Annotated in this window: 11 protein-coding genes; 5 read left to right on the top strand and 6 right to left on the bottom strand. The window is 68.4% G+C overall.

Going from position 1 to position 12831, the window contains the following annotated elements; all coding sequences use genetic code 11:
• Window positions 1-55: 55 nt before the first annotated feature.
• The 3 genes from E0H73_RS17110 to E0H73_RS17100 form a co-directional block, all read right to left on the bottom strand.
• Entirely contained in the window at window positions 56-1012 is a 957-nt protein-coding gene (locus E0H73_RS17110; protein WP_131356787.1) for a tRNA (adenine-N1)-methyltransferase, read from the bottom strand.
• A gap of 186 nt (window positions 1013-1198) precedes the next feature.
• Window positions 1199-2353 carry a site-2 protease family protein gene (locus E0H73_RS17105; protein ID WP_238164052.1) on the bottom strand — a complete coding sequence of 385 codons (1155 nt, stop codon included), beginning with the start codon at window positions 2351-2353 and terminating at the stop codon, window positions 1199-1201.
• A gap of 58 nt (window positions 2354-2411) precedes the next feature.
• Complete coding sequence (locus E0H73_RS17100) at window positions 2412-3272, bottom strand: intradiol ring-cleavage dioxygenase (RefSeq protein ID WP_131356784.1); 861 nt, start codon at window positions 3270-3272, stop codon at window positions 2412-2414.
• A 126-nt stretch (window positions 3273-3398) separates the two neighbouring features.
• Here E0H73_RS17100 and E0H73_RS17095 point away from each other — a divergent pair, with 126 nt between their 5' ends.
• From E0H73_RS17095 to glpK (E0H73_RS17085), 3 genes are read left to right on the top strand one after another with little or no spacing between them, the layout of a single operon-like run.
• Entirely contained in the window at window positions 3399-4286 is an 888-nt protein-coding gene (locus E0H73_RS17095) for a RecB family exonuclease (protein ID WP_131356781.1), read from the top strand.
• Window positions 4287-4330: 44 nt separating this feature from the next.
• Window positions 4331-5089, top strand: coding sequence for an IclR family transcriptional regulator (locus tag E0H73_RS17090; RefSeq protein WP_131356778.1), 759 nt, complete (start codon window positions 4331-4333; stop codon window positions 5087-5089).
• Window positions 5090-5149: 60 nt separating this feature from the next.
• Window positions 5150-6667 (top strand): glycerol kinase GlpK, encoded by a 1518-nt coding sequence (gene glpK / locus E0H73_RS17085; protein WP_131356775.1) that lies wholly within the window; start codon window positions 5150-5152, stop codon window positions 6665-6667.
• 66 nt (window positions 6668-6733) lie between these two features.
• Here the strand turns inward: glpK (E0H73_RS17085) and E0H73_RS17080 are convergent, their stop codons facing one another.
• Genes E0H73_RS17080 through E0H73_RS17070 form a run of 3 tightly spaced genes read right to left on the bottom strand, consistent with a single transcriptional unit; the run spans window position 6734 to window position 10888 of the window.
• The gene (locus E0H73_RS17080; RefSeq protein WP_238164051.1) at window positions 6734-8446 is read right to left on the bottom strand and encodes a glycerol-3-phosphate dehydrogenase/oxidase; all 1713 of its coding nucleotides are present in this window, start codon (window positions 8444-8446) and stop codon (window positions 6734-6736) included.
• 48 nt (window positions 8447-8494) lie between these two features.
• A complete protein-coding gene (gene glpK / locus E0H73_RS17075) occupies window positions 8495-10012 on the bottom strand; it encodes a glycerol kinase GlpK (protein WP_131356772.1) in 1518 nt (505 codons plus the stop codon).
• Between the two features lie 39 nt (window positions 10013-10051).
• Window positions 10052-10888 (bottom strand): MIP/aquaporin family protein, encoded by an 837-nt coding sequence (locus tag E0H73_RS17070; RefSeq protein WP_131356769.1) that lies wholly within the window; start codon window positions 10886-10888, stop codon window positions 10052-10054.
• 234 nt (window positions 10889-11122) lie between these two features.
• On the opposite strand from E0H73_RS17070, the gene E0H73_RS17065 reads away from it, so the two are divergent.
• Together E0H73_RS17065 and E0H73_RS17060 are read left to right on the top strand one after the other, a co-directional pair.
• Window positions 11123-11647, top strand: a complete 525-nt coding sequence (locus tag E0H73_RS17065; RefSeq protein ID WP_131356766.1) for a SigE family RNA polymerase sigma factor — start codon at window positions 11123-11125, stop codon at window positions 11645-11647.
• Window positions 11644-12819, top strand: coding sequence for a hypothetical protein (locus E0H73_RS17060; RefSeq protein WP_131356763.1), 1176 nt, complete (start codon window positions 11644-11646; stop codon window positions 12817-12819). The genes E0H73_RS17065 and E0H73_RS17060 overlap by 4 nt, the downstream gene beginning before the upstream one ends.
• The last annotated feature ends 12 nt before the right edge of the window (window positions 12820-12831 follow it).

Raw genomic sequence — 12831 nt, 5'->3', positions numbered from 1 at the left:
GGGCTCGACCTTATGGACCTTACCCAGAAAACGTCGCTGGGCAAGCTGAATCCCATCACGTGTCGGTTGCGGATGAACCAGTTGCTTTCGGCATGTCTTCCGATCTTTCGGCCCGACGCGGTCCGGCGTAGTCGTCGCCGTACGCACCCGGGGCCGGCCGGCGCTTCTTGCGCGGCGCCTGAACTCCGTGCGCCATCCGTCGCGCGGTGACCAGGAAAGCGGTGTGCCCCTGCATCCGGTGGCCCGGGCGAACGGCCAGACCCTCGACGTGCCAATCCCGCACCAGCGACTCCCAGGCGCGCGGCTCGGTGAACTCACCATGTGCCCTCAGCGTCTCCACAACACGGCTCAGCTGCGTCGTGGTGGCGACATAGGCACAGAACACCCCACCGGGCGACAGGGCCTCAGCGACGGCGTCAACGCACTCCCACGGCGCCAGCATGTCGAGGATGACCCGGTCCACATCCGGCTCGTTCAGCTTCTCGACCAGGTCGCCGACCTCGAGCCGCCAGGCCGGGTGTTCACCGCCGAAGAAACCGGTCACGTTCTTGCGCGCAACCTCGGCGAAGTCCTCCCGCCGTTCGAACGAGATCACCTGGCCCTGGATGCCGACGGCACGCAGCAACGCCGTGGTCAGAGCGCCGGAGCCGGCGCCGGCCTCGACCACCTTCGCACCCGGGAAGATGTCGGCCATCGTGACGATCTGCGCGGTGTCCTTCGGGTAGATCACGGCCGCACCGCGCGGCATGGAGACTGAGTAGTCAGCCATCAAGGGGCGCAGCGCCAGGTACTCGACGCCGCCCTTGGACTTGATCACCACGGCGTCCGGCCCGTCGATCAGGTCGTCGTGCGCGATCCCGCCCTTGGTGGTGTGGAAGATCTTCCCGCGCTCCAGGAACACCGAGTGCCGGCGGCCCTTGGAGTCCTGCAGGGTGATCCACTCCCCCGCCTGCAACGGGCCGTGGTGGACCCCGGAGTACGCCTGGTCGGGAAAGTCGCGCAAGTCAGCCATAAGGCGCTCACCTTAACTTTGAGTCACTCCGATCCCCGAATCCCGCCCCTCCCCACAACCTCTCATGGGTTGACCCATCAGACGGTGGGTTGGCCGGGCGGATTCCCCTGGGTGAACCCACCATCTGGTGGGTCAACCCACCAGACGCTGGCGAGGCGGGATGAGGTGGAGGAGGGGTGGGCCGGCTCAGCGGCCTCGGAACGCCCGTTCGATGTCGCTGGTCGCGAGCACGCCGTACACCGAGCCGGCCGCGTCCAGGACGAGGTACTCCGACGCGGGGTGCTCGCGCAGCGTCTTGAGGATCTCTTCACCGGTGTCGTTGATCCCGATGATGTGGCCCGCGCCGATGCGGGTCGAAACCTCGCTGACGGTGGTCCACGGGCGCTGGTTCGGCGCGACCGCGCTCACCGCGGTCTCCGACACCAGCGCGTGCGGCTTGCCCTCGCCGTCGATCACGACGACCGCCCCGGCCTGCGCGTCCGCGGCCAGCCGGACGGCCTCGGAGATCGGCGTACCGGAATGGACTGCGATCGCGCGGCGGGCCATCGTGCGGACCTGGAGCGCGGGCAGTTTGCGACGGAGCCGTGCCTGCATCAGCGAGGCGGTCGACCCCATCCAGAGGAAGAACCCGACCGCGAGCGCGATCAGGAAGTCGATCATGGTCGGCTGCCGGTTCCAGACCTCTTCGATGATCACCGGAGCCGCCAGCACCAGCATGGCGAGGATCCGGCCGGCCCACGCGGCCACGATCGTGCCGGTGTGCATGTTGCCGGTGAACTTCCAAACCACCGCGCGCAGCACCCAGCCACCGTCCAGCGGCAGCCCGGGCAGCAGGTTCGTCACGCCGACGATGAGGTTTGCGATACCGAGCTCCCACAGGGCGACGTACCCGACGCCCTCGTCGAAGGCGCGCGAGCCGAGGTACGCGAGGCCACCGACGATCAGGGACGCGACCGGGCCGACCACCGAGACGGCGAATTCCTCGAGCGGTGACTTCCGCTCCCCCTCGATATGCGTGCCGGCCGCGAAGAAGCCGAGGTTGATCTCCGACACCCCGATGCCGAACCGCATCGCCATCAGTGCGTGCGCCAGCTCGTGGACCAGGATCGACAGGGTGAACGCGACCACGAACGCGAGCGCGGCCAGATAGCGCCAACCACCCAGGTCGGGAAACTGCTGCCCGATGATCGCGGCGAACCCGATCGCGAGCAGCATCGCCACCGGCAGCCAGGTGAACCGCATGGTGAGCCGGATGCCGCGGATACGACCAAGTACCCAGGTACCGGGCGGCGGCGGCCCGGCCGGCTGGGCGGGATTCTGGGGATCACGCGGTTCTGGCATCGACCCAACGCTACTTGCCCGCCGGTAACTCCGTGCTACCTACCCACGGTGTGCCGCATCAGACGCCGACATTGAGCGTGGCGACGTACCCGCTGCTGGTGTCTCCGGTGACTGTCGCGAGCTGATGTACGCCGTCGTCGTCGCCGAACACGTTGTCGTTCGCAAGCGAAGTCTGGGCCAGGTTCTGCGCACTTCCGTCGTATCCGTCGGTGGCGTAGACGGTCTTGCACACATCCTCGGGGAGGGCGAGTTGGGAGGTCGCGCTGATCTTCCCGGCGGCGGTGGCTTCGGACAGGCTCGAGTAGACCTCGAAGTGGATGTGCGGCCAGCGGCCCATGTACGCGGCGGGGAAGATCGTCGTGAACGTGACCTTGCCGGACGAGTCCGCGGCCTGGGCGCCGCGCAGGTAGTTCTCGTTGGTCGCGCCGTCGGAGTAGAGGGAGTAGCGGCCCTCTGCGTCGCAGTGCCACAGATAGACAGCCGCACCTTCCAGTGGGGTGTCCTTGTCCGCGTCGAGGACGGTCAGTGTCACGGTCAGGGGTACGCCGGTTGCCACTCCGGACGCGGAGCCGAAGGACTTGGTGATGTCCTTGCGGACGATGCCGGACTCGGTGAGGACGTTCGGGCCGTTGGAGCCGTCACCGGGGTACGGTCCGGCGGTCTCCTGCGGGATCTCGTCGACGTCGGTGCTGCTGGTCGTCGTACTGGCCGAGGGAGTGCTGGCGGATGGCGTGCCGGATGTCGTGGTTGTCGTCGAGCCGGAGCTGGTCGAGTCGGTGGTGTCGTCCGGGGTGCAGCCGGCCACCGCGGCCAGGCCGGCACCGGCGAAGAGGCCGAGGAACCGCCGGCGGTGCAGGGTGCCGAGGTCGTACTCCAGACCCAGATCGTGTTCACGGGGTGGCTTCGGTGGTGGCGTCATGAGTCGAGCGTGACAAAGGGAGCCGATGGTTTCCCGAAAGCCGGCTGGGAGTTCGCTGCGAACGGTTTTCCACAGGTCCGGGTGGTGCACCGGCGAAGTGTCGGTGGACTCGCCTAGGGTGCTGGCATGATTGTTGCAGCCGAAGTCGACGTGCACGGGCACCCGCGCGGAGCCCTGTCGCCCTCCCGGGCCGCGGACTTCATGAGCTGCCCGCTGAAGTACCGCTTCCGCGTCATCGACCGGCTGCCGGAGAAGCCGTCCTCGGCCGCGGTCCGCGGCACGGTCGTGCACGGCGTGCTGGAGCGTTTGTTCGACCTGCCCCGCGGACAACGCACGCTGGAGCAGGCGGCAGGAATGCTCGAGCCGCAGTGGCAGCACGTGCTCGAGGAGGAGCCGGCGGTCGCGGAGTTGTTCGCCGAGGACGCGAGCGGCGAGGAGCTGGCCAACTGGCTGGCCGAGGCGCACCAACTGCTCGGGAAGTACTTCACCCTCGAGGACCCGAACGCGCTGGAGCCCGCCGAGCGCGAGCTGTACGTCGAGACCGAGCTCGAGTCCGGCCTGGTACTGCGGGGCTACGTGGACCGGCTCGATGTCGCGCCGACCGGTGAGATTCGCGTGGTCGACTACAAGACCGGCCGATCGCCCTCGGAGTTCTTCGAGGCCAAGGCTCTGTTCCAGATGAAGTTCTACGCGCTGGTCCTGTGGCGGCTACGTGGCGTGGTGCCGGCGATGCTCCAGCTTGTGTATCTCGGCAACGGCGAGATCGTCCGGTATGTCCCTGACGAGGCTGATCTGCGCGCTTGTGAGCGGAAGGTCTCGGCGCTGTGGACTGCGATCAGCCGGGCGCTCGAGTCTGGCGACTGGCGGCCCAGCCCTGGTCCGCTGTGTGAGTGGTGCGACCACAAGGCGATCTGCCCGGCCTGGGGAGGAACCCCACCGCCGCTCCCGAGCCGCTCGGTTGAAGAGGTCGCCGCCGAGTCGGCCGGCGTCGATCTGGTCGACGTCGACGGCTGAACTTGGCCTACAGCCACAGGCCGAATTCCAGATAGCCTGCCATTGTGCCGGGCACCGTGCAGTCCATCGAGCGGGCTGCCGCTGTGCTGCGATTGCTCGCGGCCGCACCGGACGGACTCGGCGTCGCCGACCTCGGCAACGCACTCGGCCTGGCGAAACCGACTGTCCACGGGATACTTCGGACACTGCAACAGGTCGGTTTTGTCGAGCAGGACCACACCGGCGCGCACTACCACCTGAGCGACATCTTCGGCCGCCTCGGCGAGAGCTACCTCGACCCGAACGAGTTGCGCAGCCGCGCCATCAACTGGGCCGACTCACTCGCCTCCCGCAGCGGTGAGGTGGTCCGGGTCGGACGACTCGTCGACGGCAAGGTCGAGGTCGTCCACCACGTGTTCCGCCCCGATGACAGCGACCAGGACCTCGACGTCGGTACGACGCTCCCGCCCCACGCCACCGCCCTCGGCAAGGCCGTGCTCGCGTTCGACACCAGCGGAGCCGCCCGGCCGCGCCGGCTGGAGGCGTACACGACCCGGACGATCACCGATCCGGGCCGCCTCGCCGAAGAGCTCGCCACGGTGCGTGCCCGCGGGTGGGCCAGCGAGCTCGAGGAACACACCGTCGAACTCGCCAGCATCGCGGCCCCGATCCGCGGGCTGGGCGGTCTGGTCGTCGGTGCGGTCGGCCTCGCCGGCCGGCTCGAACGCATCTGCGACAGCAAGCTGCGCCACCGCCCAGACCTGATCAGCATGGTCCGGTCCACCGCTGAGGCCATCGCCCGCGACCTCCGGGAGGACACTTGACGGGGAGGCGGCCGGTTCGGCCTGAGCGATCCGGCCGGCGAGAGATCGGGGGGTGGCTCGATGGCTGAGCAGTACGTGGCCGCGGTGGACCAGGGAACCAACTCGACGCGGTGCATCCTGTTCGACCGCCGAGGCCGACTGGTGTCGGTCGCACAGCGCGAGCACCGGCAACTGTTTCCGAGACCGGGCTGGGTGGAACACGACGCGGCAGAGATCTGGCGGAACGTGACCCGGGTGGTCCCGACCGCGGTCCGGCAGATCGGCGCCGAGCCGTCGCAGATCGTTGCCATCGGCATCGCCAACCAACGCGAGACCAGCCTGTTGTGGGACCGCTTCACCGGCTGGCCGATCGGCAATGCGGTGGTCTGGCAGGACACGAGGACCTCTCGGCTGGTGAGCGAACTGGCCGGCACCGAGGGCCCGGACCGGTTCGCGGACCTGTGTGGTCTGCCGCTGACGACGTACTTCTCGGCACCGCGCCTGAAGTGGATGCTCGACCACACTCCGGGGCTGCGGGAGCGCGCCGAGCGGGGCGAGGTGTACTTCGGCACGATGGAGTCCTGGCTGATCTGGAACTTCACCGGTGGCGCGAACGGCGGGCTGCACGTCACCGACGTGACGAACGCGAGCCGCACGATGCTGATGAACATCGAGACCCTCGAATGGGACGACAAGTTGCTCGAGGCGTTCGACGTACCGCGGGCAGTGCTGCCGGACATCCGGCCGTCGTCCGGGGTGTTCGCGACGGCGACCGACGTACTGCCCGGGGTACGGATCGGGGCGGCGCTCGGGGATCAGCAGGCGGCACTGTTCGGGCAGACGTGTTTCAGTCCCGGCGAGGCGAAGTGCACGTATGGCACGGGCTCGTTCTTGCTGCTGCACACCGGCCACGAGATCGTGCGGTCCAAGCACGGGATGCTGACGACGGTCGCGTACCAGATCGGGGACGAGCCGGCGTCGTACGCGCTCGAAGGGTCGATGGCGGTCACCGGTTCACTGGTGCAGTGGTTCCGTGACGGGCTCGGGCTGATCCACACCGCGGCCGAGATCGAGACGCTGGCGCGGACCGTCGAGGACAACGGGGGTGCGTACATCGTGCCTGCGTTCTCCGGGCTGTTCGCGCCGCACTGGCGCAGCGAGGCGCGCGGGGTGATCGCCGGCCTGACCGGCTACATCACCAAGGGCCATCTGGCTCGGGCGGTGCTGGAGGCGACCGGGTTCCAGACGCTCGAGGTGGTCGACGCGATGAACGCGGACTCCGGCATCGCGCTGACCGCGTTGAAGGTCGACGGCGGCATGACGGCGAACAACCTGCTGATGCAGTTCCTTGCCGACCTGCTCGACGTACGAGTGGTGCGCCCGATGGTGACCGAGACCGTCTCACTCGGAGCCGCGTACGCCGCCGGCCTCGCGGTCGGCTACTGGCCGGACCTGGAAGGCCTGCGGAGCAACTGGCACCGCGCCGGTCAGTGGCTGCCCCACATGGATCCGGACCGACGCGCCACCGAGTACGCCAACTGGAAGGCCGCCGTCCAACGCACCTTCAACTGGATCCGCCCCGAACAGGTAGCCGAGTAGAAATCTGCGGCCCTCCCTGGCTCACACCACCGAGTAAGCCACTGCGGTGGTGCGAGCGTCCAGAGGTCAGGCCGGGGACACGATGTCGGGGGCCTCCAAGCGGACCTTGTCGGCGGACTCGTCGTCGGGCTGGTCCTGGGAGCCGCGTTCGGACTGGACGCGGCGGATGTAGAACGAGACCTCGCGCTCGATCGTTGCCTCGTCCCAGCCAAGGATCGGGGCCACCAAGCGGGCGGCTGCCTCGGCGGCTCCGACGCCACGGTCCCAGGCCTCGATCGAGATCCGCGTCCGGCGGGCGAGGATGTCGTCCAGGTGCCGTGCTCCTTCGGCCTTCGCGCCGTACACGATCTCGGCCTTCAGGTAGTCCTGGGTGCCCGGCAGTTGCTCGCCGAGCGACGGGTCCTCCTCGACGAGTTGCAGTACCTCGTCGACCAGGGCGCCGTACCGGTTGAGCAGGTGCTCGATCCGGGCCACGTGCAGGCCGGATCGTTGCGCGATCAGGTGCCGCTGGTTCCACAGCGCGTGGTAGCCGTCGGCCCCGACCAGCGGGATGTTCTTCGTGGTGCACTTCGGCACCCGTCCGTCGAGGGCGTTGGCGACCGCGTCGATCGCGTCCTTCGCCATCACCCGGTAGGTCGTGTATTTGCCACCGGCAACCACCACGAGACCCGGCGCCGCGTGCGCGACGACGTGTTCGCGGGACAGCTTCGAGGTGCTCTCCGACTCACCCGCGAGCAGCGGCCGGAGTCCGGCGTACACGCCCTCGACGTCCTCACGCGTCAGCGGAGTGGTGAGTACGGCGTTGACGTGGTCGAGCAGGTACTCGATGTCCTTGCTGGTCGCGGCCGGGTGGGCCTTGTCCAGGTTCCAGTCCGTGTCGGTGGTGCCGATCAGCCAGTGCCGGCCCCACGGAATGATGAACAGCACCGACTTCTCGGTCCGCAGGATCATCCCGGTGCTGGACTGGATCCGGTCCTTCGGGACGACCAGGTGGATCCCCTTCGACGCCCGGACGTGGTACTGGCCGCGCTCTCCCACCATCGCCTGTGTGTCGTCGGTCCAGACCCCGGTCGCGTTCACGACCTGCTTGGCCCGGACCTCGAACTCGCGGCCGTTCTCCAGATCCTTCGCCTGCACCCCGGTGACCCGCTCACCCTGGCGCAGGAACCCGGTCACTTTGACCCGGTTCGCGACATGAGCGCCGTACGACGCCGCCGTCCGCGCGAGCTCCATCGTGTGGCGGGCATCGTCGACCTGGGCGTCGTAGTACTGCAGCGCGCCGACCAGGGCCGACTTCTTCAGACTCGGCACCAGCCGCATCGCGCCACGGCGGGTCAGGTGCCGGTGGATCGGCAGCCCGGCCCCGAGACCCGAGCTGACCGCCATTCCGTCGTACAGCGCGACACCCGCGCCGGCGTAGAACCGCTCCCACCACCGGTGCTGGAGCGGATAGAGGAAGGGCACCGGCTTCACCAGGTGCGGAGCCAGGCGTTGCAGGAGCAGCCCGCGCTCCTGCAACGCCTCGTGAACCAGCCGGAAGTCGAGCATCTCCAGGTAGCGCAGGCCACCGTGGACCAACTTGCTGGACCGGCTGGAGGTGCCGCTGGCGAAGTCGCGCGCCTCCAGCAGTCCGGTGGTCAGGCCCCGGGTGGCGGCGTCGAGCGCCGAGCCGCTGCCGACCACCCCGGCACCGATCACCAGGACGTCCAGTTCCCGTCCGTCGGCCATCGCGTCGATCGCCTCGGTCCTCGCTTGCGGTGACAGAGCCACTGCGCCCACTGTGCTGTTCCTTCCGATTCCGTTGCGTTGCCTACCGAGCGGGCAGGGTCAGCCGACGTCGACCCAGTCCAGCGTCCGCTGGACCGCCTTCTGCCAGCCGGCGTACCCCTTGGTGCGCTGCTCGTCCGTCCACTGCGGCTCCCACCGCTTGTCCTCGTTCCAGTTCTGGACCAGCTCGTCGGTGGTCTTCCAGAAGCCGACCGCCAGGCCGGCCGCGTACGCCGCGCCGAGCGCGGTGGTCTCCGCGACGACCGGCTTGCTCACCGGGACGCCGAGGATGTCGGCCTGCATCTGCATGGCCAGCTCGTTCGCCGTCACGCCGCCGTCGACCTTGAGTACGTCGAGCCTCACGCCCGAGTCCTTCTCCATCGCGTCCGAGACGTCCTTGCTCTGGTAGCAGATCGCTTCCAGTGTTGCTCGGGCCAGGTGCGCGTTGGTGTTGAACCGGGACAGACCGACGATGGCGCCGCGGGCATCGGAGCGCCAGTACGGCGCGAACAGTCCGGAGAACGCGGGCACGAAGTACACACCGCCGTTGTCCTCGACCTGCCGGGCCAGCGTCTCGGTCTCGCTCGCACCGGAGATGATGCCGAGCTGGTCGCGCAGCCACTGGACCGCGGACCCGGTGACCGCGATCGATCCCTCGAGCGCGTACACCGGCGCGTTGTCGCCGAACTTGTAGCACATCGTGCTGAGCAGACCGGCCTTCGACCGGACCAGCTCGGTGCCGGTGTTCAGCAGCATGAAGTTGCCGGTGCCGTAGGTGTTCTTGGCCTCGCCCGGGTTGAAGCAGACCTGACCGACGGTCGCCGCCTGCTGGTCGCCGAGGTCACCGGTCAGCGCCACCACGCCGCCGACCGGACCGTTCGCGAGGGTCTCGCCGTACTTGTTCGGATCCGACGACGGCCGGATCTCCGGCAGCATCTGCCGCGGGATGTTGAAGAAGGAGATCAGCTCGTCGTCCCAGTCGAGCGTCTCCAGGTTCATCAGCATGGTCCGGCTGGCGTTGGTGACGTCGGTGATGTGTACGCCGCCCTCCGTCCCGCCGGTCAGGTTCCACAGCAGCCAGGTGTCGGTGTTGCCGAAGACGGCGTCGCCGGCCTCGGCCGCCTCGCGGACCCCGTCGACGTTCTCCAGGATCCACTGCACCTTGCCGGCCGAGAAGTACGTCGCCGGCGGCAGGCCGGCCTTCTGCCGGATCACGTCGCCCTTGCCCTCGCGCTCCAGCGCGGAGGCGATCCGGTCGGTCCGGGTGTCCTGCCAGACGATCGCGTTGTAGTACGGCCGCCCGGTCTTGCGGTTCCAGACCACCGCCGTCTCACGCTGGTTGGTGATGCCGAGCGCGGCAAGGTCGCTGGCCTGCAACCCCTTGGAGTTCATCGCGGTCCGGATCACCGAACTGGTCCGCTCCCAGATCTCGACCGGGTTGTGCTCGACCCATCCGGCCTGCGGCAGGATCTGCTCGTGCTCCAGCTGGTGGATACCCACCACGTTGCCGGAGTGGTCGAAGATCATGAAACGAGAGCTCGTGGTGCCCTGGTCGACGGCACCGACGAAGTCAGCCATGGAAAGTCCTCTCCTCACACTGCTCAGTGGTACGACGCATCACGCCGTGGTCTCCTCGTCGGGCACCCGGCCCGGCTCCTCGTCCTCGTCGCTCACCGGCAGGTGCCGGCCGACCAGCAGGTCGTAGAGGAAGGCGCCGATGAGCGCTCCGATGATGGGTCCCACGATCGGGACCCAGAAATAGGGATCCCCGAACTGGTCCTTGAATGCTCCCCCGTAGCCGGTCAGGAAGGACGCGAGCCGCGGTCCGAAGTCACGGGCCGGGTTGATCGCGTAGCCGGCCAGCGTGCCCCAGGCCATGCCGATGCCGACGACCAGAAGACCGATCATGAACGGACCGAGATTCGCCATCGGGGCGGTGTTGCGCAGGTCGACGATGGCCAGGATGACCAGCATCAGGATCGCCGTACCGATGATCTGGTCCAGGAATCCGCCCCACATGCCGACCCCGAGCTCCGTGCTGCCGTTGCCCGGCAGGGTGGAGAACACGCCCTGACTCTTGATGGTCAGGCCGGGGTCGAAATGCTGGAGCACCTTGTCGTAGTTCCAGCGGACCACCAGAGCCGCCGCGAAGGCACCCAGGAACTGCGCAACGATGTACGGCAGAACCTTCCGCCAGGCGAACCCGCGGAACGCGGCCAGGGCGATCGTGACCGCAGGGTTGATGTGGGCACCGCTGATCCGGGCGGACACGTACACGCCCATGGTCACGCCGATACCCCAGGCCCACGAGATCGAGTCGTGGTCCCCGATACCGCCGGCCACCACCTGGGCCACCACACCCACGCCGAACAGGATCAGGATGAACGTCCCCGCGAACTCGGCCGAGCACTCCGCAAGAAGGGTTCTTGCTTTGACTGTTTCCGTCGTAGCCATGCCGAACCTCCCCTCCACAGCCGTGACGACCACGGCTGGCTGGAATGTAGAAGCGTTCGCGGGGCGGCACAACGCCGGTCGTTCGACATTGTCGAACGCGACAACCCCACCATTCGGCTACGACACACAGTGATCGCCCTGACGCACAAACTGCTCGAGCGCGCACCCAACGGTTTGCCGGTCCGGCCGCGTCACAAGGGTTGAATCGACCCAGGCGCCGACGGAAGGGACCAGATGGCCGACGAGCGGGACACCGCCGGCTTCGCGGAGTTCGCGACCACGCGGCACGCCGCGCTGTATCGCTACGCCTACCTGCTGGCCGGCGATCGTGGTCTGGCGGAGGACCTCGTCCAGGAGGCCTTGGTCAAGACGTACGTCGCGTGGCGCCGCCTCCGCGATCCGGGCAACGCTGAGGCGTACACGCGCCGGGTCATCACCACCACCGCAATCACCTGGTGGCGGCGGAAGTCCTGGCACGCCGAGCGACCCCATGACGACGTACCCGATCGGCCGGTGGATCCGGAGGACGCCACCGCCCGGATCTGGTTGTGGCACGAGCTCCAGCAGTTGCCGCCGAGGCAACGGGCTGCGTTGATCCTGCGGTACTACGAAGACCTGACCGAGCCGCAAACGGCCGAGGCGCTCGGCTGCAGCGTCGGGACAGTGAAGAGCCAGGTCTCTGCCGCGCTGAAGAAGTTGCGCGCCCGCCTGGGCGCCGGCGTCGTACTGATCGTTGAGAAGGCGGGGATGGCGGAATGAACGAGTTGCTGAGGGACACCCTCGCCGAGCACGCCGACAGCGCCGAACCGCCCGCCCTCGACCTGGACGGGATCGTCGCGGCGGGCGACCGCCGGATCAGCCGGCGCCGGGCCACCGCGGTCCTCGGCGGTGCGGTCGTCACCCTGGCCGCCATCGCCGGTGGGGTCACAGTCGCCCGGTCGGTCGACCGGCGCCCGGCACCGGCCACGCCTCCACCCTTCGCCGAACGCCGCGCGACGTACGCCATCGGCAATCAGATCCACTACGGCAAGGACGTCATCAACGTCGCGCCGCACCGAGTCAGCGCGTTCGTCCAGACCGACGCGGGTTTCGTCTTCCTCGACGACAAGAACGACATCTACGTCGCCGGGACCGCCGGGGTACGCCGGATCGCGCCCGGCAAGGGCACCCAGCGCCTGACTGCCGACAGCCACGGCAGCCTGGTCGGCTGGGTCGAGAACTACACCGACCACAGCGAGTCCGTCGTGTACGACGTGGCCGCCGGCCGTGAGCTCGTCCGTACCCCGATCGGCAACAAGCGTGGCCCACTGCTCGATGCCGTGATGGGACCACAGATCGTCGCCATCGACGGCGACACCGCGTACTTCGGAACCCTCGGCGGCATCCTCCGCTGGGATCTGAAAGCCGGCGCCGGCAAGCTGGTCGCCGACACGCTCCCCAACGGGGTGCGAGGCGTCTCGTCCGGGCAGTACCTCTACCAGCGTCCGTTGAGCCATCCGACCAGCGGGACCAGCCTGGCGGTCGGTCCGGCACCGAGCGACTCCAGTGGTCGTACGTTCCCCGGCCGGCAGGGGTACCTCTCCCCGACCGCGGACTATCTGGTCGCCGGTCCGGCCGACAACCAGCGGGCCCAGCCGGCCGCCGCCGTACTCGCCCTCTACGAGGTGAAGACCGGCGCGAAGCTCCCGCTACGCCACCCCGATCATCCCCGACTGATCTTCGGTCAGTGGCTGGACGACAGCACCTTCTCCGCCGTCGGTGTCCGCGCCGGGCAGAACGCTCCGGTCGACCTGCTCACCTGCTCCGCCACCACCCTGACCTGCCAGGTCAGCGCAGCGGCCTTCTCCACCTTCACGTTCGACCCGGTTCCACCCCGGGACCTGCCGTTCGCCGTACCCCTGGGCGTACAGATCACCCAGTACTTCGGCTGACCTCGAGGCCGC

Origin of the sequence: Kribbella pittospori (assembly GCF_004331465.1) — a bacterium.
Taxonomy (GTDB): Bacteria; Actinomycetota; Actinomycetes; order Propionibacteriales; family Kribbellaceae; genus Kribbella; species Kribbella pittospori.
The sequence above is the reverse complement of the archived record's forward strand: the minus strand, read 5'-3'. Positions and strand labels throughout refer to the sequence as shown.

Coding starts and splice junctions, on each gene's coding strand:
- glpK (WP_131356772.1), bottom strand. CDS start 10,012: ATGGCTGACTTCGTCGGTGCCGTCGACCAGGGCACCACGAGCTCTCGT.
- E0H73_RS17060 (WP_131356763.1), top strand. CDS start 11,644: ATGAACGAGTTGCTGAGGGACACCCTCGCCGAGCACGCCGACAGCGCC.
- E0H73_RS17095 (WP_131356781.1), top strand. CDS start 3,399: ATGATTGTTGCAGCCGAAGTCGACGTGCACGGGCACCCGCGCGGAGCC.
- E0H73_RS17110 (WP_131356787.1), bottom strand. CDS start 1,012: ATGGCTGACTTGCGCGACTTTCCCGACCAGGCGTACTCCGGGGTCCAC.
- glpK (WP_131356775.1), top strand. CDS start 5,150: ATGGCTGAGCAGTACGTGGCCGCGGTGGACCAGGGAACCAACTCGACG.
- E0H73_RS17065 (WP_131356766.1), top strand. CDS start 11,123: ATGGCCGACGAGCGGGACACCGCCGGCTTCGCGGAGTTCGCGACCACG.
- E0H73_RS17105 (WP_238164052.1), bottom strand. CDS start 2,353: ATGCCAGAACCGCGTGATCCCCAGAATCCCGCCCAGCCGGCCGGGCCG.
- E0H73_RS17100 (WP_131356784.1), bottom strand. CDS start 3,272: ATGACGCCACCACCGAAGCCACCCCGTGAACACGATCTGGGTCTGGAG.
- E0H73_RS17070 (WP_131356769.1), bottom strand. CDS start 10,888: ATGGCTACGACGGAAACAGTCAAAGCAAGAACCCTTCTTGCGGAGTGC.